At 39.8% G+C, this 21,525-nt stretch carries 19 protein-coding genes; 15 read left to right on the plus strand and 4 right to left on the minus strand.

All coding sequences use genetic code 11. From position 1 onward, the window contains the following. Nucleotides 1–10: 10 nt before the first annotated feature. From ACFQ1G_RS04885 to ACFQ1G_RS04895, 3 genes are read left to right on the plus strand one after another with little or no spacing between them, the layout of a single operon-like run. A complete protein-coding gene (locus ACFQ1G_RS04885) occupies nt 11–1,099 on the plus strand; it encodes a glycosyltransferase family 9 protein (RefSeq protein WP_380737171.1) in 1,089 nt (362 codons plus the stop codon). Between the two features lies 1 nt (nt 1,100). Next, entirely contained in the window at nt 1,101–1,781 is a 681-nt protein-coding gene (locus ACFQ1G_RS04890; protein ID WP_380737173.1) for a phosphocholine cytidylyltransferase family protein, read from the plus strand. Nucleotide 1,782: 1 nt separating this feature from the next. Next, nucleotides 1,783–2,844 carry a CDP-glycerol glycerophosphotransferase family protein gene (locus tag ACFQ1G_RS04895; RefSeq protein WP_380737175.1) on the plus strand — a complete coding sequence of 354 codons (1,062 nt, stop codon included), beginning with the start codon at nt 1,783–1,785 and terminating at the stop codon, nt 2,842–2,844. On the opposite strand, the gene ACFQ1G_RS04900 is transcribed toward ACFQ1G_RS04895, so the two are convergent. After that, the gene (locus ACFQ1G_RS04900) at nt 2,845–3,603 is read right to left on the minus strand and encodes a lipopolysaccharide kinase InaA family protein (RefSeq protein WP_380737177.1); all 759 of its coding nucleotides are present in this window, start codon (nt 3,601–3,603) and stop codon (nt 2,845–2,847) included. It abuts the gene before it with no gap. A gap of 134 nt (nt 3,604–3,737) precedes the next feature. Here ACFQ1G_RS04900 and ACFQ1G_RS04905 point away from each other — a divergent pair, with 134 nt between their 5' ends. After that, the gene (locus tag ACFQ1G_RS04905; protein ID WP_380737179.1) at nt 3,738–4,913 is read left to right on the plus strand and encodes a CDP-glycerol glycerophosphotransferase family protein; all 1,176 of its coding nucleotides are present in this window, start codon (nt 3,738–3,740) and stop codon (nt 4,911–4,913) included. Here the strand turns inward: ACFQ1G_RS04905 and ACFQ1G_RS04910 are convergent, their stop codons facing one another. Then, a complete protein-coding gene (locus tag ACFQ1G_RS04910) occupies nt 4,914–5,702 on the minus strand; it encodes a glycosyltransferase family 2 protein (protein ID WP_380737181.1) in 789 nt (262 codons plus the stop codon). It abuts the gene before it with no gap. Nucleotides 5,703–5,903: 201 nt separating this feature from the next. Here ACFQ1G_RS04910 and ACFQ1G_RS04915 point away from each other — a divergent pair, with 201 nt between their 5' ends. The 7 genes from ACFQ1G_RS04915 (at nt 5,904) to ACFQ1G_RS04945 (ending at nt 12,863) form a co-directional block, all read left to right on the plus strand. Then, nucleotides 5,904–6,890, plus strand: coding sequence for a glycosyltransferase (locus tag ACFQ1G_RS04915; RefSeq protein WP_380737183.1), 987 nt, complete (start codon nt 5,904–5,906; stop codon nt 6,888–6,890). 7 nt (nt 6,891–6,897) lie between these two features. Further along, nucleotides 6,898–8,004: a glycosyltransferase family 4 protein gene (locus tag ACFQ1G_RS04920; RefSeq protein WP_380737185.1), complete on the plus strand. Its 1,107-nt coding sequence runs from the start codon at nt 6,898–6,900 to the stop codon at nt 8,002–8,004. Beyond that, nucleotides 7,997–8,566 carry an L-threonylcarbamoyladenylate synthase gene (locus tag ACFQ1G_RS04925; protein WP_380737187.1) on the plus strand — a complete coding sequence of 190 codons (570 nt, stop codon included), beginning with the start codon at nt 7,997–7,999 and terminating at the stop codon, nt 8,564–8,566. Before ACFQ1G_RS04920 ends, ACFQ1G_RS04925 begins: the two co-directional genes overlap by 8 nt. Before the next feature lie 93 nt (nt 8,567–8,659). Further along, nucleotides 8,660–10,075 (plus strand): CCA tRNA nucleotidyltransferase, encoded by a 1,416-nt coding sequence (locus ACFQ1G_RS04930; RefSeq protein ID WP_380737189.1) that lies wholly within the window; start codon nt 8,660–8,662, stop codon nt 10,073–10,075. A gap of 47 nt (nt 10,076–10,122) precedes the next feature. After that, a complete protein-coding gene (locus tag ACFQ1G_RS04935; RefSeq protein ID WP_380737191.1) occupies nt 10,123–11,136 on the plus strand; it encodes a COX15/CtaA family protein in 1,014 nt (337 codons plus the stop codon). Nucleotides 11,137–11,186: 50 nt separating this feature from the next. Continuing rightward, nucleotides 11,187–11,696, plus strand: coding sequence for an IS1096 element passenger TnpR family protein (locus tag ACFQ1G_RS04940; RefSeq protein ID WP_380737192.1), 510 nt, complete (start codon nt 11,187–11,189; stop codon nt 11,694–11,696). 108 nt (nt 11,697–11,804) lie between these two features. After that, nucleotides 11,805–12,863: a nucleoid-associated protein gene (locus ACFQ1G_RS04945; protein WP_380737194.1), complete on the plus strand. Its 1,059-nt coding sequence runs from the start codon at nt 11,805–11,807 to the stop codon at nt 12,861–12,863. A 90-nt stretch (nt 12,864–12,953) separates the two neighbouring features. On the opposite strand, the gene ACFQ1G_RS04950 is transcribed toward ACFQ1G_RS04945, so the two are convergent. Further along, nucleotides 12,954–14,015, minus strand: a complete 1,062-nt coding sequence (locus ACFQ1G_RS04950) for a hypothetical protein (RefSeq protein ID WP_380737196.1) — start codon at nt 14,013–14,015, stop codon at nt 12,954–12,956. Between the two features lie 92 nt (nt 14,016–14,107). Between ACFQ1G_RS04950 and ACFQ1G_RS04955 the strand changes: the two genes are divergently transcribed. The 4 genes from ACFQ1G_RS04955 to ACFQ1G_RS04970 all read left to right on the plus strand — a co-directional run bounded on the left by ACFQ1G_RS04955 (nt 14,108) and on the right by ACFQ1G_RS04970 (nt 19,266). Beyond that, on the plus strand, nt 14,108–15,010 hold the full coding sequence (locus ACFQ1G_RS04955) for an ABC transporter ATP-binding protein (protein ID WP_380737198.1): 903 nt from the start codon (nt 14,108–14,110) through the stop codon (nt 15,008–15,010). After that, nucleotides 15,010–15,846, plus strand: coding sequence for an ABC transporter permease (locus ACFQ1G_RS04960; protein WP_380737200.1), 837 nt, complete (start codon nt 15,010–15,012; stop codon nt 15,844–15,846). Before ACFQ1G_RS04955 ends, ACFQ1G_RS04960 begins: the two co-directional genes overlap by 1 nt. Nucleotides 15,847–15,961: 115 nt before the next feature. Then, nucleotides 15,962–17,965 (plus strand): excinuclease ABC subunit UvrB, encoded by a 2,004-nt coding sequence (uvrB, locus tag ACFQ1G_RS04965; protein WP_380737202.1) that lies wholly within the window; start codon nt 15,962–15,964, stop codon nt 17,963–17,965. Between the two features lie 86 nt (nt 17,966–18,051). Further along, a complete protein-coding gene (locus ACFQ1G_RS04970) occupies nt 18,052–19,266 on the plus strand; it encodes a hypothetical protein (RefSeq protein WP_380737204.1) in 1,215 nt (404 codons plus the stop codon). Between the two features lie 51 nt (nt 19,267–19,317). Here ACFQ1G_RS04970 and ACFQ1G_RS04975 read toward each other — a convergent pair whose 3' ends face one another. Beyond that, nucleotides 19,318–21,414, minus strand: coding sequence for an acetate--CoA ligase family protein (locus ACFQ1G_RS04975; RefSeq protein WP_380737206.1), 2,097 nt, complete (start codon nt 21,412–21,414; stop codon nt 19,318–19,320). Between the last annotated feature and the right edge of the window lie 111 nt (nt 21,415–21,525).

Below are 21,525 nucleotides of genomic sequence, written 5' to 3' on the forward strand. Positions count from 1 at the left end.
CAGTAAACATATGAAGATCTTGGTAATTCAGCAGAAAATGATCGGGGATGTACTCACGTCCTCGATTCTTTTTGAGGCGCTTCGAAAGAAATATCCTCAAGCTGAATTACATTATCTAATCTACAAGCACACCCTTCCGGTAGTAGAGAACAATCCCTATGTGGATAAATTCCTGTTGTTCGATCCTGAAAAAGATAACAGAGTAAAAGGTTTTGTAGGCTTTCTTAAGAAAATACGTTACAATGAATACGACGTGGTGATCGATGTTTACTCCAAGATCAATACTGCTTTGTTCAATATTTTTTCCGGAGCCCAAACCAAGATCTCCTATCATAAATGGTATACAAAAAAGGCCTACACCCAAACTTTCAAACCTAAGCAGGATTTGGAAACCAATGCGGGATATGCCATAGAAAACAGGATGTATCTTCTAAATGGTCTTTCAAAAGGCTTTCCCCCTGAGATAAAGCCTAAGATCTATCTTACCAAAGAGGAAAAGAACACAGCCCGAAAAAGATTAGAAAACGAAGGAATTTCCTTTGAAAAACCTTTGATCATGTGCGGTATATTGGGTAGTTCGGATTCGAAAACCTACCCCCTTCCCTATATGGCTCAGGTACTCGACTTCATTGTTGAAAAGACAGATGCGCAGTTATTGTTCAATTACATTCCGAAGCAGGAAAAAGAAGCAAGAAAACTCCTGGACCTTTGCAATCCGAAAACTAGAGAACATGTCTATTTTGACATTTTCGGAAAGAGTTTAAGAGAATTCATGGCCATTACTCACTTCTGTGATGCACTGATAGGAAATGAAGGCGGGGCGGTGAACATGGCGAAAGCCCTTGACATTCCAACATTTTCTATCTTTTCACCCCAGATCAAGAAAGAGAACTGGAGTATTTATGAAGACGGGAAAAAGAATGTTTCGGTACACCTTAGGGATTTCCATCCGGCCGAATTCGAGGACCTTGAGAAAAAGGAAATCGCAAAAAAGGCAGCCACATTTTATGAACTGCTCAAGCCAAACCTTATCTTCGCCAAACTGGAAACATTTTTAAAAGAAATAACCTCAGCGAGTTCTGTTGAGATAAAGCAATAAAATGAAGATCGTAATTTTAGCTGCGGGCATTGGTTCGCGTTTAGGAAATCCATTCCCAAAACCATTGACCCCTTTAAAAGGAGGAAAAAGTATCATGGAAAGACAGGTAGAAAACCTTTCCCATAACTTCAATGAACATGATATTTCTGTGGTCGTAGGTTTTAAAAAAGACCTGATTATGGAGCGTTTTCCAGATCTTACTTATATCTACAACCAATTCTTTGACGCTACCAACACCTCAAAAAGTCTTTTAAAGGCACTTTTGAAATATAGAAATGAAGATGTTCTTTGGATCAACGGAGATGTTATATTTGACGTGGAACTTTTCAGTGTTCTGAATAAAGAGATCGAAAAAAAGAATTCTTTTGTGTCGGTGAACACTTCCAGGGTGGCTGAAGAGGAAGTAAAATACACTTTGAAAAATGGATTTGTCCATGAACTTTCAAAACAGGTAAGGAACGGACTAGGAGAAGCTGTTGGGATCAATTTCATTTCAAAAGATGACATGCCACTATTTATTGAGCACCTGGAGAAGTGTGGCGAAAATGACTATTTTGAAAAAGGTCTTGAAACAGCTATTCAGGAAGCAGGTTTGAAAGTAAAAGCAGTAGATATTTCTGATTTCAGGTGTATGGAAGTCGATTTCGAAGAAGACCTTGAAGCCGCAAATAAACTTTTCTAATATGAAATTCACCCTATTCTGTCAAAATCCGTATGCCTTCGGAATTATGGAACCTATCATGCAGGTTTTAAAAGACAAAGGTTATGATTACCTCTGGTTCCTAACGCCAAATCTTTCCGGAAAATTCCCTTTCCCTGAAGAGCCGCATACTTTTGACCTGGAAGAGCTCACAAGTTATAAAAGTGACGCGATCCTTTGTCCCGGAAATGAAGTACCGCATTATCTGAGAGGCGTCAAGGTGCAGATCTTTCACGGACTTGCAGGAGAGAAAAAAGGACATTTCAGAATAAGGCATTACTTCGACCTTTATTTGACCCAGGGACCATATTTCACTCGAAGGTTCAACAGGTTGAAGAGAAAGCACAAGAATTTTGAGGTAATTGAGACCGGATGGCCAAAGCTGGATATCTACGGTAAAGAATCTGAAAAATATCAGCAGGAAAAAGAAGCGTTATTGGAAAAACATCAGGCTTCAAAAATGGTATTATACGCACCCACTTTTTCCCCTTCCCTAACCTCGGCTCCTCACCTCCTGACAGAAGTAGAACGTCTTGCTGAAAATAAGGACTACCTCATTCTTATCAAATTCCATGATTTGATGGCACCTGAAGTTATCGCTCTATACAAGGCTCTCGCTTCAAAAACTGATAATATTGTCGTAGAAGAGGAACCTAATATTGTCAAGTTCCTTTTAATGGCAGATATTATGATTAGTGATACGTCTTCAGTAGTCTATGAATTCCTGCTGCTGAATAAGCCTGTGATCACTTACAAAAATAATTCGGAGACCATCCTGTGGGACAATGCCACTGAATATTCAGGACTAGTTGAAAAAGCTGCAGCCAACCTGGAAAGAGACGAATACAAAGACCAACGCCTTAAAGTGATAGAAAATTATCACCCTTATAATGACGGGAATTCTTCATTAAGAATGGTGGAAGCCATCGAAGACTATATTGAAGAAAACGGTGTACCGGAAAGGCGAAAACTTCCTTTTTTAAGAAGAAGAAAAATGAACCGAATGTTCAAACGCAAAAAGAAACGATTCAGAAACAACGGATAATTACTTTTTCCAGAATTTCAATTTCTTTTTGAGCTCCTTTTTCTTTTTGAATTTTCGTTGAAAATCTTCGGTATAAAACCACATTTTTTCAAATACCTCCTGTTCAGGCTTATTAAAGAGTCTGGCATATTCAGAAGCCATGATGGCAACCATTTCTTTATGTGGCGTAAGCCTTGCGAAATTCCTCATGCGTTCGTCAAAACTCAGTTCTTTGAAATTCATGCGGTTGAGATCAACCAAAAAGAATTGGTATTCTCCTTCTTCCAATCGAATTAGCGTATTGCCCGGGGAATGATCGAGAAATTGAACCTGATTTTCGTGTAATTTAAAAGTGAAGCGGGTAAAAGCCCTTAAAATTTCTTCTCTTTTAGGATATTCAGGATCCAGAACCAGGTCCCTATATGTGAGGTCGCAAGTTAGGTGGTCACTAATGTAAAAGCTTTTTTGAAAGGTAACTCCAGATTTCTCTTCAGCGTATGCTATGGGATACGGTGTCCCAATCCCGCGGTTCAATAACTGGTGGGCATACTCAAAAGAGCGCTGGGCTTTAGATTTACGGAAAAAGCGATAAGCGATCTTGTTCACCAAATTGGGAACCTTGAAGGATTTCACATTAACTTCTTTTTCCTGCAGAATGAAGATCTTAATCCTGTTGCGCTTTCCACTACCAAAGAGACTTCCTTTTGTATCGAAATTTTCAATGATGTTTAGAATCTTTTTTTCAGAGCTGGGAAATTTCTTAGAAACTACTACTTTCATTGGGCAAATCTACAACAATGAAGTATTTTCATATTCCTTCTAAAGAAATTAATGTCAAAAAAATTACCTTTATCCGCCCGTACCTTTACTATAAATGGGAATTATTTGCCATTAACTAAATAAGAAGTTTAAAAATGAATTGGAAGGTAATCTCTGATAATATAAAACAGGAGAAAAGAATCGCCTTTCTCTTTATTGATGAAATCCACCACCTTTATCACTTTGTTACAGTTGCGAAAGAACTGGCAAAAACCAACAAAGTGCATATACTTACATATAATTCGCCAAATCCTCTTCTCTACAAATTACTTAAGGACATCAAAGCGGAAAATGTAATTGTTGAAGAATTGCCTACCTACACTTTCAGAGCACTGACTGATAAACTCAAGAAAAAGAAAATACCCCGCAAAGGATTCTGGATAAAGAAAAACACAAGATACATCCTCAATAATTTCGATGCGGTTGTCTTTACGGATTTCTTTCATAAATATCTTCTTAAAGATAGAAAACAAAATTCCCCGAAATTATTGAAGTTTCCGCACGGAACCGCAGGAAGGGCCTATGCATTTAAAAATAACGAACTGGATTTTGATTTTCAATTACTCGTAGGTAAATTTCAATATGATCAATTTAAAAACATGGGCCTTTTAGGGGATTTTCCTGTTATTGCAGGTTACCCTAAAATTGACGCGGTGCAGCAAATACCTCAACAGGAATTCTTCACCAATAATAAACCTACGGTTCTCTATAATCCTCATTTCGACCCGGAATTTTCTTCCTGGAAAAAAGACGGACTTAAGGTATTAGAATATTTCTATGCTCAAACAGAGTACAACCTTATCTTTGCTCCACATATAAATCTCTTCAAGGGCAATCAAAACAAAAATACAATTACCACGATTCCCGAACATTTATTTGCCGCAGATAATATCCATATTGACCTTGGTAGCGAAGCCAGTGCCAACATGACCTACACAAGGGCTGCTGATATTTACTTAGGAGATGTTTCAAGCCAGGTTTACGAATTTATTATTGAACCTAGACCCTGCATTTTCATAAACTCCTATGATTTTGAATATAAGAATGATTTCAGTTTTAGATTTTGGAAGTGTGGTCCGGTTATAAATAAAATTGAAGATCTTATGAATAGTCTTGAAGAAGTCCAAAAAGATTTCAAGAACTATAAAAAAGTGCAGGAAAGAATTTCTGCTGAAAACTTTTATAATGAAGAAGGCTCTTCACCGTCAGAACGTTCTGCCAAAGCCATAAGTGCCTTTTTGAATGGGAGTCTTGAAATGCTGGAGCTGTAACTATTCAAGGTATTTATCTATACCATCCTCACACCAAACCTTTTTATTTTCTATGGTGCGTCTTTGGATTTCCGAATTTCTTAAAAGAAAATCTCGAGATTTTTCAGGGTGATAAATATGATAGACGATGCCCCCATATCGAAGTCGTTTTCCTTCCACTCCATTATTTAGTAACCTCAAAACAAACTCAGAATCTTCTCTTCCCCAACCTTCCATGGCCTCATCATAGCCATTTACAGCAATAAAATCATTTCGCCAATAGGAAAGGTTACAGCCTCTGGTTTTTTTAGAGAATGTGGACTTTGGGGTATATAAATTTTGAAGTTGAGGAATTCTAAGGTTTCTTGATTTATTCTTGATCTCTTTTGAAAATAAAGAAAAATTAGGGGTTTCCATTTTAAGAACCTTCTCTACGAAAGAAGGCTTAATATTAACTCTAGACCCATACAAAAAGGTGTTTCCCAGCTTTTGTTCAAGATGATCCTTAATGAAATCTGGGTGCATGATACAATCTCCGTCAATTTGAATTATATAATCTGCTCTAGCGGCAGCAACAGCTTTATTTAGAATTGCAGACTTCCTGAAACCACTGTCTTCCTGCCAAACATGAGTTATCCGGAAACTACTTTTTTCAGTAAATTCCCTAATTAATTCTTTCGTAACCTCACCAGACCCATCATCCGCAATAAAAACCTGATCTGGCAAAACAGATTGCGCTCCAATACTTTCTAAAACGACCTTTAAAGCATCAGGCCAGTTATAGGTAGAAATAATTAAAGCAGTTCTCATATATTCAAAAAATATAATAAAATTGAATCCCAGTTCTGATTCCAAAAATCAACTCTGAGAAGTATGCGTCGCAAAGGTAAATTTTCTCTCGTAACAGGAGACCGGGTTCATTTTAAATTTTTGGATTAGAATTCAGGATTAATTCAGAACCTTAATTCTGTCTTAAAATTATAACGTATTTTTGAACCCAAATTAATTTTCATGAATATCTGTATTGTGGCCCGCGGCTTAAAAATACCCGTTACCAATTATGGAGGAACAGAAAGGGTGATTTGGGGTCTTGGCAAAGAATTGCACGCAATGGGACACTCTATTACATTTCTTGTCCCACCGGGCTCTCACTGCGATTTCGCCAGAATCCTTACATTAGATGAAAATGAAGATCTAAACGATCAAATCCCAGAAGATATTGATCTAGTTCATTTAAATTACACTCCGAAAAATTCTTTACGAAAACCTTCTCTGATCACAATGCATGGAAATCCGGGACCTACTGAAGAATTAGACATCAATACGGTATTCATCTCAAAAAACCATGCTGCTCGATATAATGCAGATGTTTTCGTCTACAACGGATTACTTTGGGAAGATTACCCTGCTCCTATCCTGGATAAGAGCAGAAATGGGTATCACTTTTTAGGTAAAGCTAAATGGAGCGTTAAAAATGCAGTGGGAGCTATGGAAATAGCCCGGTTATTAAAGGAAGAACTTTCAGTTATCGGCGGTAAAAAATGGACTTCTCGAAATTTCAAAAACGGATTCTTTCATCTATTCAATAACAATATTAAATTTTATGGTTACTTGGGTAATGAGAAAAAACAAACGGTTATGGAAAGATCTAAGGGGCTAATTTTCCCTGTTCTGTGGCATGAACCTTTCGGGCTGGCTATCATTGAAAGTCTTTATGCGGGATGCCCGGTTTTTGGAACTGAATTCGGATCTTTAAAAGAATTGATCACTCCTGAAATTGGTTTTACAAGCAACTCAATAAAAGAATTGGCCTCTGCTATAGAATCCTTCAAGGCAGACCCACAAACTTGTCATAATTATGCCCGTGATCATTTTAATTCGAAAAAAATGACGCTGGCTTATTTAGACCTTTACAAACGAGTATTAAATGGTGAACAACTGAACAGGAAAAGACCTACCTATAACCCTGTATTAAATCAGGCATCCAAAAAAACATAAATGCCTCATGAATATTTTACACGTTTCGGCAGTAAAAAACTGGGGTGGTGGTGAAAACCACATCGAAGCCTTATGCCTGGAAAGCCAGCTTGCTTTTCCCGAAGTCAATCACCAGATCCTTTGCGTTAGAAACGGAAAATTCCATCAAAAGATCAGGGAAAAGAACATTAAATTTTTCACCGCTCCCCTGGCCCTAAAATTTGACCTGCGCTTTTCCCGAAAGATCATCAGCCTTTGTAGGAGCGAAAAAATCGATCTTTTACACCTCCACGATCCTACGGCGCTTACATTAACGATCCTGGCCGATAAAATGGGAAAACTGCCTCCAATGGTATTCAGTAAAAAAACCTCTTTCCCAATAAAGGACCGGAAACAGACCCTTTACAAATACAATTATCCCAAGATCAGGAAAATATTTTGCGTTTCAGAAGAAACTAAAAAGATCGCCGCCCTAAAGATCAGGGATAAGGAAAAACTTGTAACGATCTATCACGGTGTGAATCTTCAAAGTCAAAATTGTTCCACTGCTTTCGACTTGCGGGAAAAACTAAAAATTGGACCAGAAAAGATCCTGATTGGCAATATCGGGAATCACATCAGGGCGAAAAACCTGGAAACCTTTATCGAGACCGTACATGAACTGGTAAATATTCAGAAGTATAAGAATTTTCATTTCGTGCAACTAGGGGTATTTACAGATCGCACCGAAGCTCTCAAAAACAAGATAGCATCATATAAATTAGAGGATCATATCAGCTTACTTGGATTTGTTCCGGGCGCCTCCAATCTTATACCTCAATTTGACATTATGCTCCTGACTTCTCAAAGTGAAGGCCTTCCCGGAGTTATTTATGAATCCTTCTTTCACAAAACACCGGTAGTAAGTACCAAAGTAGGAGGCATTCCTGAAATTATCGAAAATGGCGTGAATGGCTTATTGGCGGAAAAGGAAGATTTTAAAACTTTAGGTCAGCATATATTACATTTGTCAGAAAGTCCGGAATTGATGAAAAAATTTACCGACCTTTCACATGAAAAATTATTTAAACAGTACACATCCAAATTAATGGCCGAGAAAACATTGGCTGAATATAAAAAGATCATCCATGACTGATTATACAGAAGAGATCAACAATGCATTAACCGTCCTTAAAAGAGGCGGAATCATCCTTTACCCTACAGATACCGTTTGGGGAATTGGTTGCGATGCTACCAATGCAGACGCCATTGACAAGATCTATAAATTAAAACAACGAAGTGAGGAAAAAGCCCTGATCTGCCTGGTTTCAGATTTTAAAATGCTGAACCAATATGTGGAAGACGTGCCTGAGGTGGCTTATGACATTCTGAAATATGCGGCCCAACCTACAACTATCATCTACGACAAACCAATTCGGGTAGCCGAAAATTTGGTGGGTGAAGATGACACATTAGGAATAAGGGTAACAAAGGATAAATTCTGCCAAATGCTTATTCGTAAAATGAAGAAACCTCTGGTTTCGACATCTGCAAATATTAGCGGACAGCCTACCCCAGAATCCTTTCATCAAATCGCTCCCGAAATTTTAAAAGGTGTGGACTATGTAGTAAATTTGCAGCAGTCAAAAAAGACCTCTAAACCTTCTGCCATCATTAAATTGAGTAATGACGGAAAAGTCCAGGTGATCAGGAAATAAATCAATCCGGAAACAAAGGACATCATATTTAACCTACTAGCACAGTTTGCAGGGTTACATAAAATGGTATGAAGGCAGAGAAAATCAGATAATGTGAGCAATTACAAACAGGCCCTTACCAATAATATTTTCAAAGTTATTTCTCTTGCTGCAAAAGACCTTCAGGTTGACGCTTATGTCATTGGAGGTTTTGTAAGGGATTATATACTACAAAGAGGAGATCATAAAGATATCGATGTGGTCGCCGTGGGAAACGGAATTGAACTGGCGAAAAAGGTATCGGAACTACTTCCCCATAAACCCAAAGTCCAGATCTTTAAGAATTACGGCACAGCCATGTTGCGGGCCTATGACATGGAGGTTGAATTTGTGGGCGCCAGAAAGGAAAGTTATTCCGAAGAAAGCCGGAATCCTGAAGTGGAAAGTGGGACTCTTGAAGATGACCAGAACCGTCGGGATTTTACTATCAATGCACTCGCATTAAGCCTGAATGAAGACACTTACGGAGAACTTCTGGATCCTTTTAACGGACTCCAGGATCTGAGTGCCGGTGTCATTCGAACGCCGTTAGACCCGGATATCACCTATTCTGATGACCCATTACGCATGCTTCGAGCGATACGGTTTGCTTCACAGCTTAATTTCAGGATCGAAAAAGGTTCTTTGCAGGCTATTTCCAGAAACAGGAACAGGATCAAGATAATTTCCAGAGAGCGAATTGTTGATGAACTTAACAAGATCCTACTTTCTGAAAAACCTTCAGTTGGATTCAGCCTGTTGCATAAAACCGGGCTTTTGAAATTCATCCTTCCTGAACTTACTGCCCTTGAGGGAATTGATGAAATCGAAGGTCAACGTCATAAAGATAATTTTTGGCACACCCTTGAGGTGGTAGATAATATTTCAGAAAACACAGGCGATCTTTGGTTGCGATGGGCAGCTCTGCTCCATGATATTGGAAAGGCTCCTACCAAAAAGTTTGACGAAAAGCTGGGTTGGACTTTCCACGGACACGAATTTGTAGGCTCAAAGATGGTCTACAAACTATTCAAACGCCTGCGAATGCCCCTGAACGAAAAAATGAAATTCGTTCAGAAAATGGTATTAATGAGTTCCCGGCCAATTGTACTTGCATCAGAAGTAACCGATTCTGCCGTGCGAAGACTGATCTTTGATGCCGGCGAGAATATTGAGGATCTAATGACCTTATGTGAGGCAGACATCACGACTAAGAATCCGAGGAGGTATAGAAAATATCATAACAACTTCAAGGTCGTACGTCAGAAGATCAAAGAGGTTGAGGAGCGGGATCATGTGCGTAATTTCCAGCCACCGGTGTCGGGCGAAGAAATAATGAAAACCTTCAATATCAAACCATCCCGAGAGATCGGAATGATAAAAGACGCCATTAAAGAAGCAATTCTGGAAGGGGAAATCCCGAATGAATATGAAGCTGCGAAAGAATATATGCTTAAAAAAGGAAAAGAAATTGGTTTAACACCCCAATAAATTGGGTTTAACGCCCTCCCCTATGAAAATTCTTATTTTTTAAAGCAATGAAAGACAATAAAAAAGTAGTGTACTGGCTGTTCACCGGCTGTTTCCTCATCTTCATCATGGTGATTGTTGGCGGCATCACCCGACTTACCAACTCAGGTTTATCCATTTCAGATTATCGGCTCATTACCGGAACTATACCGCCGCTGAACCAGCAGGAGTGGGAAGAAGCCTTTGAGCTTTACAAACAATATCCCGAGTACCAGAAATTACATTATCACTTTACCCTGGAAGATTTCAAAGGAATCTATTTTTGGGAATGGATACACCGCGTGATTGGAAGATTTATCGGATTGGTTTTCATCATTCCTTTTCTTTACTTCCTGTTCACCAAACAGCTGTCAAGGTCTACTCTAAAGAAATGTATAGTTCTTTTGGCCATGGGAGCTTTTCAGGGTTTTATGGGCTGGTATATGGTTAAAAGTGGACTGGTAGACATGCCTTCTGTGAGCCATTACAGGCTGGCAGCACACCTTATGACCGCTTTCATCACTTTTGCCTATGCCTTCTGGGTGGCTATGGATCTATTATATCCAAAGAAAAAAGCTATCCATAAAGGTTTCCGAAATTTAGTTGGCTGGGGCATGGTGCTTTTACTCATTCAAATTGTATGGGGAGCATTTGTTGCCGGACTTGACGCAGGATGGATCCATAATTTCTGGCCGGCCATGGCAGGAGGTGAATGGATACATGAAACGGTATTTATAGAAAAGGATCCTGTGTGGAGGAATTTTATTGAAGGAAAAAGCGGCGTTCAATTCGTTCACAGATACCTTGCATATGCCGTGGTGGCCATAATCCTGTACATCTGGTACAGATCCCGAAAAATGGCATTGACATCTCCGCAGAAAAGCGGGATCAACTGGTTAGTGGGACTGGTTTTCGTACAATTCATTTTAGGAGTTCTAACCCTGATTTACGCTGTTCCATTGTGGCTGGGTGTGGCACACCAGGTAGGAGCCTTTTTCCTGCTTACGGCAATGACATTTACCCTGCACAGATTTAGCAGATAATGTTCATTTCTCATCTAAAAACGTATCTTTGCAAACCAATTTTTTGATTTATGCTATACAGATTTAGAGTTATACTCGATGCGGAAGATGATGTGTTTCGCGACATTGAAATAATGGCCGACAACACCTTAGAGGATTTGCATAACACTATTTTACAGTCATTTGGATTCGATGGATCCGAAATGGCTTCTTTTTACATCAGTGATGATGACTGGAATCAGGGTGAGGAGATCTCCCAGTTTGACATGGCAGAAGGCGGAAGTTCTATTCGCCTGATGAATGAAACTACCCTTGATGATGTGGTTTCAGAATCTCAAACCAAACTGATCTATGTTTACGACTTTTTGAGCATGTGGACATTCCTGGTAGAACTGGCTGAAATTGCTGAGCCTGATCCTCAAATGGATTACCCTAATTTAATGTTTGTTCACGGTCAGTTGCCAATGGCAGCTCCTGATAAAGAATTTAAGGCCGAAGATGATGAATTCGGACCCGAATTCGAAGATGACCTTGACATAGATGATTACGACGATCTTTCTTTTGACGAGAACTGGAATTAATCTTCTATCCTATTCCTTTTAGACAAAAATTATTTTTTTCTTTTTAATATATTGCCATCCGGCCGGAAGTTCTTTCCGGCCGTTCTTTGGTAAATAAAATACATTTCTATGATCAACTTATATAACGCACACATTGAATCCCTTTCTATTCATCGCGTGGGCAACAAGAGCCGAAATGAGAACATCTTTCTTTCCGCACAACCCTTTCAGTTGAATGACGAGATCACCCCTCTCATTAAGGAATATTTTCTGAAGCCTTTCAGGGAAAAAGAGGAAAATTACTTCCAGTTTGCCAATGAAGTTGATCTGGATTACAATCCGCTTTACGAGATTTCCTGCAAGATCTTTGACAACCCACAGGAAGTACATGCCTTGTCAAAAAAGATCACGACCTTGTTATTCGAACAATCTGCCCACCCGCACATAAAAAGCGGGGAAGTATACGTGGTGTATTTTGACAATGTGATGCTGGATAATGAGAAAACTTCGGCCATCGGGATCTTTAAATCTGAGTTGAAGCACGATTTCCTTCAGTTTCAGGAAAAAGAAACCGTACTAGAAATGATCATTCAGCAGGGGATCAACCTAAACAAGCTTGACAAAGGAGCATTGATCTTCAATAAGAACAGGTCTGAAGGCTTCAAGATACTTTCCGTAGATTCAAATAAATACGACACTAAATACTGGCTTGAGAATTTCCTGGGAGTGGATGTGCTTGCAGACGAGAATTTCCACACCAAGAAATACCTGAAATTTTGCCAGAATTTCGCCAAAGACGTGGTCCTTCCTGCGGAAGATAAAAAGGAAGAAGTGATGTTCATGAACCGAAGTGTGGATTACTTCGCTAAAAATGACAATTTCGAGGAAACTGCATTTTTGAATTCGGTCATTGACAATCCTGCGCTTATTCCGGAATTCAAAAACTATAAAACCGATAAGGCTCCAAAATATAAAATCGAGGACCTTACCAGCTTCCCCATTTCAAACACCGCGGTTTCAGCGGCGAGAAAATCCATAAAAAACACCATCAACCTGGATACCAATATCCAGATCAAAATGGACTTCATAAATCCTGAATCTGCAGAAAAATTCGTTGAAAAAGGATGGGATGAGGAACGCCAGATGTATTATTACCTGGTTTATTTCAACAAGGAGCAGAAAAGCTAGTTTGATCGAAAATTTTAATCCTAAAACAAGAAGCCTCAAAAATGACATTTTTGAGGCTTCTTGTTTTAAATACTAATGATGAATTCTTAATTAAATTAGTCTTTTCATATTTACATCCTCGTAATTGCGCTTTACGAATTCCAAAGCAGTTCGCAAGATCTGCCCCATGCTTCTGGCTCTTTTGAACTTCATGTCATTAGAAAATTCATACAGCTCTTTACGGAGCTGTCTTACATTAGGCTCGTTCGAGATCTGGTCATTCAGAATGCACCGCATCAATTCCTTATAACGGCTTTGCGCGTTAATAATCCTTTTAGCAAGGAGAGACCGCTCCTCTCTTCGGTACTGCTCAATCGACGATTCCTGAAGTTTACTTGCTACCAGCTGGACCATTTTAAAGTTCTCCTTAAAGAACTGCGGGCGATAGACCTTCAAACTGCCTTCAAAACTTTGCTGATCAAAATCGATCGCACGTATTTGATACTCTACATGGTCAAAATCATGGGTGGGAATGATCACGTAATTATAAGATCTCATATCTCCAAGTAAGCGAATGGTACAGCGTTCATTGAATTTCACGAACTGTTTAGCGATCTGGGTCTTTGCCCGTTCATCACAGACCGGTAGTTCATCTTCAATGAAAACATCTCCGGGAATTCCGGCGATATGCTCTTCGATCAATGTATCTCTGTAAACCAGAAAATTGATTCGGTGAGGTGATAGTATGTGTTCGAATTCTAATCCGTAGATCCTGGAGGCATCCGCTTTTTTAACATAGAAATACGTAAAACTATCATTTAGCACATTCCTGATCTTTATTCTGAAAGGTTTCGAATTTCCGAAGGTGCAGTAATCTATAGCATCCACATTCAGGAATTCAAGAGAATCATCGCTCCCGTCTGAATGCAGGATGGTATATACCTTTTTGAGACTATTGTCTATGTCATTACGCTCATGATCTGCATAATAACAACGTACCCAAAAGGTATCTTCCTCATGCTGGTCATAAACCACGATGGAACCTGAGAACCGCAATAGATCATCATAAAATACGGGAATCTTAATATTGCGATTGTATTTTGCCAAATATTTATGAAACCTATCATTTACGGGAAAAGACGGTTTCTTTTTTGACATCAGTTTTTCTTCCATACCTTGGTTTTCCTCAAAAATAAGACTTCTTTTTGTTTTGCCATGTAACAATCTATTAACTTAGGCGTCGAATGTTAAAAGCCTTCAGCATTTTGGAAAAAATACTTCAGATTAACAATCTAACAAAGAAATTCGGGCCGGTTACTGCCGTAAAAGATCTTTCCTTCACTATTGAAAAAGGGAATGTTTACGGTATTTTAGGACCTAACGGAAGTGGAAAATCTACAACCCTTGGAATCGTTTTGAACGTGGTCAATAAGACCAGTGGTGATTTCCAGTGGTTTGATGGACAACAAAGCACCCATGAAGCCTTAAAGAAAGTGGGAGCCATTATTGAGCGACCAAACTTTTATCCGTATATGACAGCTGCTCAAAATCTGAATTTGGTCTGTAAGATCAAAGACGTTTCTCCCGAGAAGATCGAAGAGAAACTGGAGCTGGTAGGCTTATTGGAAAGAAAGGACAGTAAATTCCGCACTTTTTCTTTGGGAATGAAGCAACGCCTTGCTATTGCCTCTGCCCTATTGAATGATCCTGAAATTTTAATTCTGGATGAACCTACTAACGGACTTGATCCGCAGGGAATTCACCAGATAAGGAGTATCATAACCAAGATCGCGAGTGACGGAACCACGATTTTACTGGCTTCTCATCTTTTAGATGAAGTTGAAAAAGTCTGCTCGCATGTTGTGATCATTAGAAAAGGTGAAAAACTGTACAGTGGTCCGGTAGATCAATTGAATGCCAGCCATGGATTCTTTGAACTCAAGGCCAATGATCAGGAAAAACTAAAAGCTTTACTGGAATCTCATCCTTCATTTGGGAAATTGGTTGAAAAAGGAGATTGCTTAACAGCATTTTTGACAGAACCAATGGACGCAGAAACTCTCAACACTTATCTGTTTGATAACGGATTGGTGCTTTCACAATTGATTAAACGCAAAGAGAGCCTTGAGGAGCAATTTTTACAGTTAACCAACCAAATTTCCGCCTAATGCTACGATTACTCACTATAGAATTTCACAAGCTTCGTTACAGCAAATCAGCTAAAGTTTTGGTCACCACTTATTTCGTGTTGATCACCTTTATCGCGCTGATCGCATCCATCGAATTTAAGTTTGGTGGCGTGGAAATAAGAGTTGCCGACCAGGGAATTTTCAATTTCCCTTACATCTGGCATTTCAACAGTTATATTGCCGCCATGCTCAAACTATTCCTGGCTATAGTCATTGTATCCATGATGTCAAATGAATACACTAACAGGACCTTAAAACAGAACCTTATTGACGGACTCAGTAAAAAGGAGTTTGTGCTATCAAAATTCCTAACGGTGGTATCTTTCGCATTTCTGTCAACCCTGTTCCTGTTCATTGTCTCAATGATCCTCGGACTTTCATTCTCTGATTACACCGAGCTTTCGATCATATTTTCAGACCTGGAATATTTACTCGCCTATTTCGTAAAACTAACCGGATTTTTTACTTTTTGTATGTTCCTGGGAGTCCTGGTAAAACGATCTGCCTTTGCGCTTGGATTCCTTTTCATCTGGTGGATCCTGGAAAGTATCGCTCGTGGTGTTATGGAATACAGGCTTTTCCGCGGAAGCGATATGGCAGAGAACATTGCGCAGTTTTTCCCGCTGGAAGCTATGAGCATATTGGTGAAAGAACCTTTTACGAGGCTCAACGCGGTACAGTCTGCCGCCACCCAGCTTGGCTCAGAGATCACCAAAGACTACGGAATTCACTGGTACCAGCTTCTCATCGTGCTGGCCTGGACATTCCTGTTTGTTTATATGTCATACGCCCTTCTGAAAAGGAGAGATCTTTAGCACTTTTTTGTCAGCTGAAGCTTTAAAAATAGCCTGATCCTGAAAAGTTTAGGATTGGCCTCTTTTTTGATTAGGTAGGTAAAAAGGCTATTTTTGCAGGCCACAATTCAGCTAAATGAAATTTAAAGTACAATCGGAATTCAAACCCACCGGAGACCAGCCAAATGCTATAAAGCAGCTCGTCAGCGGAATAGAGGGCAAAGAGAAATATCAGACCTTATTAGGGGTTACGGGATCGGGTAAGACCTTTACCGTTGCCAAAGTGATCGAAGAAGTTCAGAAACCTACTTTGGTCCTTGCTCACAACAAAACCCTTGCAGCCCAGCTCTATTCGGAGTTCAAACAGTTCTTCCCGGATAATGCAGTGGAATATTTCGTGAGTTACTATGATTATTACCAGCCTGAGGCTTTTATTCCTACTTCGGGAACTTATATTGAAAAGGATCTTTCCATAAATGAAGAGATCGAAAAACTACGTTTAAGCACCACTTCTTCCCTGCTTTCGGGACGAAGAGATGTGATCGTGGTCGCATCCGTATCCTGTCTTTATGGTATCGGAAACCCGGTGGAATTCAAGAAGAACGTGATTTCCATCGAACGGGATATGGTGATTTCCCGCACCCAGTTATTACACAAATTGGTGCAGAGCCTATATTCCCGAACCGAAGCTGAATTTACACACGGGAACTTCAGAATAAAAGGAGACACGGTAGATGTATTCCCAAGTTACGCGGATAATGCCTTTCGAATTCACTTTTTCGGAGATGAGATCGAAGAAATTGAAGCATTTGACCCGGCTACAAATAATGTTTTGGAAAAATATGACAGGCTGAACATTTATCCGGCCAACATGTTCGTGACCTCTCCTGATGTTTTGCAGGGAGCGATCCATCAGATCCAGGATGACCTTACCAAGCAGGTTTCCTATTTTCAGGATATCGGTAAACACCTGGAAGCAAAACGTCTTGATGAACGCACCAATTTTGACCTGGAAATGATCAGGGAGTTAGGGTATTGTTCGGGAATTGAGAACTATTCCAGATATCTTGACGGAAGAGCCCCCGGAACCAGACCTTTCTGTTTGCTGGATTATTTTCCTGATGATTACCTAATGGTAGTCGACGAAAGTCACGTGACCATTCCGCAGGTGCACGCCATGTACGGCGGCGACCGCTCCAGAAAGGAAACGCTGGTGGATTACGGTTTCAGGCTTCCCGCTGCTATGGATAACAGACCATTAAAATTTGAAGAGTTTGAGGCCTTGCAAAATCAGGTGATCTATGTGAGTGCCACTCCTGCCGATTACGAACTTCAGAAAACAGAAGGCTTATACATTGAACAGGTGATTCGCCCTACCGGACTTCTGGATCCGGTGATAGAGGTAAAACCAAGCCTCAACCAGATCGATGATCTTATCGAGGAAATGCAGCTGAGAATTGATAAAGATCAGCGAATTTTGGTGACCACCCTTACCAAGAGAATGGCTGAGGAATTGACCAAATATCTGACCCGAATCAACATCAGGTGTCGCTATATCCATAGTGATGTTGACACTCTGGAACGAGTGGAGATCATGCAGGACCTCCGAAAAGGCCTTTTTGACGTCCTGGTGGGAGTAAACCTTTTGAGAGAGGGTCTTGACCTTCCGGAAGTTTCACTGGTAGCCATCCTGGATGCCGATAAAGAAGGTTTTTTAAGAAGTAACCGATCCCTGACCCAGACCATTGGTAGGGCAGCCCGTCACCTTGAAGGAAAAGCCATTATGTATGCCGACAAGATCACGGACAGCATGCAGAAGACAATTGATCAAACTGAATACAGAAGGGCTAAGCAGCTGAAATATAATGAAGATAACAACATTACTCCTACAGCACTGAAGAAGTCTTTCGAGAATATGCTGGTTAAAAAGAAACCCGCACCATATGAATATGAAGTTGCTCCAGACCTGAAAGCAGCTGAAGCAGAAACGGAATATTTCAGTAAAAACCAGCTGGAAAAACGAATTCGTGAAAAGCGAAAAGCCATGGAATCTGCAGCTAAGGAGTTGGATTTTATGACAGCTGCGAAATTAAGAGATGAAATTAAAATGCTTCAGGAAAAAGTTCAGGAGGCATCATAAAAATTTTATACCTTACTGAAAATCAATGAAATAAATCACTATATTTATTTCGTCCAATAACAGCCACCCCGATTAAATTTTAGATTTTGAGAAAAAACTACATTTTAGGGGTGGTTTTCTTTTGTCTTTTTCTAAAGGCGACCGCACAGGTAGGAATTAATACTACCGACCCCAAAGCACAGCTAGACATTGTCATAGCTAACCCGGCCGCACCTAATGCCAGCGACGGAATTTTGATTCCGCGAATTTCCAATTTCCCGGCCTCTTCTCCTACCGTCGATCAGCACGGAATGCTGGTTTTCCTGTCTGCCTCTAAAACAGGGTTTCCGGAAGGATTCTATTTTTGGAATTCAGCTAAGACATCCTGGGAATCATTAGCCGGAAAAGCCTTTACAGATTTTTACAAAGTCGGTACTACCAATCCTGCAACCGATCAGCAGGAGACTATCTTCCGAAGAGGAAATGTCAACATTGGCGGGGAAGCGGAAAATGTGAAATTAAAGGTAATGATCAGTCCTACGGAAGCTTTCAATACCAAAACCGGATTGGAAGTGGAAAATGCGAGTGCCACACCTACAAATGTTACGTACGGAATATTAAACACTAATAAGACCGCGACTGCTGACAGGAAATACGGTATCAAAAACACCGTGAGTGGCGACGGAATAGGGATTCATTATGGGATCCACAATGAGACCAACCAAAATACCAATGAAGAGATCTACGGAATATATAATGACGTTGGAAAAACTTTCGGCGCTACGAAGAACCATTACGGGATCTATAATAAGATAGGAACCGTACAGGGAACGGGTTTTGTTTATGGCATTTATAGCGCGGCATTCGGAAACGATCCCAAGAAATTGTTTGCCGGCTATTTTGCGGGGAGATTGGGAATTGGAGCCACTCCCGCAGAAGAATATATTTTGCCGGATGTAAGAGGTACGCTGGACCAGATCCTGGTTACTGATGCCAGCGGAAATGTTTCCTGGAAACACAATAACATCAGGAATTATACATCCACCACCTCAGCGACCGGCACATATGTAATTCCGGATGACACCTATACCCTTCGTATCAACAACCAGGTTAGCAGCATCACACTGCCCGACGCCGCTACTAATAAAGGTAGGATCCTGTATCTGATCAACTGGCCCGGAAATTCCTTCAAGAGCTTTACCTTTTTAAACGGAAATGATCTTTTTGACGTGACAACCAATACCACAGTAAGCGGAATCAACGGGTCTCAAAAAATGATGATTCAAAGCGCGGGCAACAGGTGGATACTTTTAGATAAATAAAAAAACGCTCCCAAGAAAGGAGCGTTTTTTATCATTTCTGAAAACCTCAGCTTAAGCGATCTCATTGAATTCATTAGGCTGTAGCTTTTCATCTGTTCTTTCTAAACGAATCCTTACATCCACAGCGGTCAGGTCCTTTGCAGTAGCCATAAGAGGATTGAGGTCTATTTCTGCAATTTCAGGAACCATGAGCAACAAGTTTGAAATGTTCACTATAGTTTCAGCAAATAATTTGATGTTTATCCCACTTTGACCTCTCACACCTTTTAAAATTGGATATGCTTTTAGATCAGTAATCATTTTTAAAGCAACGTTTTCTGAAACAGGGATCATCGACGCACTTATATCTTTTAATACTTCCACAAAAATGCCTCCCATTCCGCATAAGATGACATGAGGATAATTGGTTTCCTTTTTTGCTCCGATAAATAGTTCCATTCCTTTTATCATTGGCTGAATTATAACCGAAGTAGCGCCCTCAATTCGCATCAACTTATAGAAGCTGTCGTGCAGTTCGGCTTCAGTGGAAATATTTAAAATGACCCCGCCTACATCAGATTTGTGCAAGGGTCCTTCAACCTTAAGAACCACAGGATAGGGTATAGACTTCGAAACCTGGTCTAGCTCTACTTCATTCTTAACATTATAGGGAGTTGCAAATTTTACTCCTGCATATTCCAGCAAGGTAACAGCTGATTCTGTCGACATGTATCCATCAGGAAGCGCATCTACCAGTTTTCTTGCTTCTTGGAAATTTTTAAAGTCAGGATCTTTAGTTTCATCCCTGATCGAAGAATGATTATATACCTTAGTCAAAGCATTTCCGAATAACACTTCATCGTGAAACGCAATATTCCCTTTCTTTATAAACTCCTGAATTTCATTCTTGACATTTACCACTGACGGTAAGATGGCATAGATGGGTTTTTTAGACGTCCTGATCTTTTCATCCAGCACTGCATATACATCATCCACTGTTGTTAAGCCCGGACTCCCGAAAATAACAGCCATCGCATCAATTTCGGAAGCGGTTTCACAATAGTCAATTATGGATCCCAGTTGCTCAGCGTTGCCTGTCGCTAAAAAATCAATAGGATTGGATACGGAAGAGCCGTCAAACAACTGGTTTAATAAGGCTTCGCTTTCCTTTCCTTCTAAATGAGGAATTATGAGTCCGTTCTTTGACAAGACATCTGTCAGCATTACTGCGGGTCCTCCGGCATGGGTGATGATGGCAATGTTCTTTCCTTCGGATTCTTTTTGCTGAAGTATGCCCGCAACTGTAATAAGTTCATTTCGGCCATAACAGCGAATAATTCCCGCTTTCTTAAACAAGGTATCTATAAAAACATCTGAATTAGCTATAGCTCCCGTATGTGAGGAAGCCGCCCTATTCCCTGCCTCAGAACTACCAGCCTTTATAGCAGCTATTTTGCAACCTTTGCGTATCAAGGAAGCTGTATGTTTTAAGAACTTAAGCGGGTTTTTAATGCTTTCAATATAAAGCAGCTTTACTTTTGAACTAGTTTCCTTTTTAAAAGAGTCATCCAAATATTCCAGGATCTCCTCCACTCCTACTTGAGCGCTGTTTCCAACGGTATAAATGCTCGAAAACGTGAGGCCCATACTTTTAGCCGCTTCAATGATAAAAACCGCTGTTGCACCAGAACCTGATATAAAATCAACTCCTTTTTCATCAAGTTTAGGAATTGGTGTTGTAAAAACTCCTGTATAATAATTATTAATTAATCCGATGTTATTAGGACCTAATAAACTTCCGCCTGCTTTATTGATCAATTCAACAATTTCCTTTTCCAGCTTTTCACCGTTTTCATCTTTTTCACTAAACCCGGCAGAAAAAATTATAAAGCCTTTAGTATTCTTTTGTTGGGTAAGAACCTTGACGGTTTCAAAGACATATTTTGCCGAGATCGCGATTATAGCCAGGTCTACTTCGGGAATATCATTGATATGGTTGTAAGCTTTAACTCCCTGAACACAATCCTGTTTGGGATTGACCACAAATAATTGTCCTTTATACTGGTGATCGATCAGGTTCTTTAAAACTCTGCCCCCGGGACTATGAATATTATCAGACCCTCCAACAACAACAATACTTTTGGGATGTATTAATTTTGAATGAAGCATATATTACAAAGAATTTAATAATTGTAAAGGAAGAAATTTTAAATAGGACATTAACTGACCTTCATCACAATCCAATTGATTACATCTTTGTTATTTTGATAGAACAACTAA

The sequence above is a fragment of the Salinimicrobium gaetbulicola genome, assembly GCF_042676025.1.
Lineage (GTDB): Bacteria > Bacteroidota > Bacteroidia > Flavobacteriales > Flavobacteriaceae > Salinimicrobium > Salinimicrobium gaetbulicola.

Excerpts from the sequence above, each read along its gene's own strand:
- ACFQ1G_RS04950 (WP_380737196.1), bottom strand. The coding sequence starts at position 14,015 with ATGGAAGAAAAACTGATGTCAAAAAAGAAACCGTCTTTTCCCGTAAAT.
- uvrB (WP_380737202.1), top strand. The coding sequence starts at position 15,962 with ATGAAATTTAAAGTACAATCGGAATTCAAACCCACCGGAGACCAGCCA.
- ACFQ1G_RS04945 (WP_380737194.1), top strand. The coding sequence starts at position 11,805 with ATGATCAACTTATATAACGCACACATTGAATCCCTTTCTATTCATCGC.
- ACFQ1G_RS04915 (WP_380737183.1), top strand. The coding sequence starts at position 5,904 with ATGAATATCTGTATTGTGGCCCGCGGCTTAAAAATACCCGTTACCAAT.
- ACFQ1G_RS04935 (WP_380737191.1), top strand. The coding sequence starts at position 10,123 with ATGAAAGACAATAAAAAAGTAGTGTACTGGCTGTTCACCGGCTGTTTC.
- ACFQ1G_RS04975 (WP_380737206.1), bottom strand. The coding sequence starts at position 21,414 with ATGCTTCATTCAAAATTAATACATCCCAAAAGTATTGTTGTTGTTGGA.
- ACFQ1G_RS04890 (WP_380737173.1), top strand. The coding sequence starts at position 1,101 with ATGAAGATCGTAATTTTAGCTGCGGGCATTGGTTCGCGTTTAGGAAAT.
- ACFQ1G_RS04885 (WP_380737171.1), top strand. The coding sequence starts at position 11 with ATGAAGATCTTGGTAATTCAGCAGAAAATGATCGGGGATGTACTCACG.
- ACFQ1G_RS04895 (WP_380737175.1), top strand. The coding sequence starts at position 1,783 with ATGAAATTCACCCTATTCTGTCAAAATCCGTATGCCTTCGGAATTATG.
- ACFQ1G_RS04940 (WP_380737192.1), top strand. The coding sequence starts at position 11,187 with ATGCTATACAGATTTAGAGTTATACTCGATGCGGAAGATGATGTGTTT.
- ACFQ1G_RS04905 (WP_380737179.1), top strand. The coding sequence starts at position 3,738 with ATGAATTGGAAGGTAATCTCTGATAATATAAAACAGGAGAAAAGAATC.
- ACFQ1G_RS04900 (WP_380737177.1), bottom strand. The coding sequence starts at position 3,603 with ATGAAAGTAGTAGTTTCTAAGAAATTTCCCAGCTCTGAAAAAAAGATT.
- ACFQ1G_RS04925 (WP_380737187.1), top strand. The coding sequence starts at position 7,997 with ATGACTGATTATACAGAAGAGATCAACAATGCATTAACCGTCCTTAAA.
- ACFQ1G_RS04960 (WP_380737200.1), top strand. The coding sequence starts at position 15,010 with ATGCTACGATTACTCACTATAGAATTTCACAAGCTTCGTTACAGCAAA.
- ACFQ1G_RS04920 (WP_380737185.1), top strand. The coding sequence starts at position 6,898 with ATGAATATTTTACACGTTTCGGCAGTAAAAAACTGGGGTGGTGGTGAA.
- ACFQ1G_RS04910 (WP_380737181.1), bottom strand. The coding sequence starts at position 5,702 with ATGAGAACTGCTTTAATTATTTCTACCTATAACTGGCCTGATGCTTTA.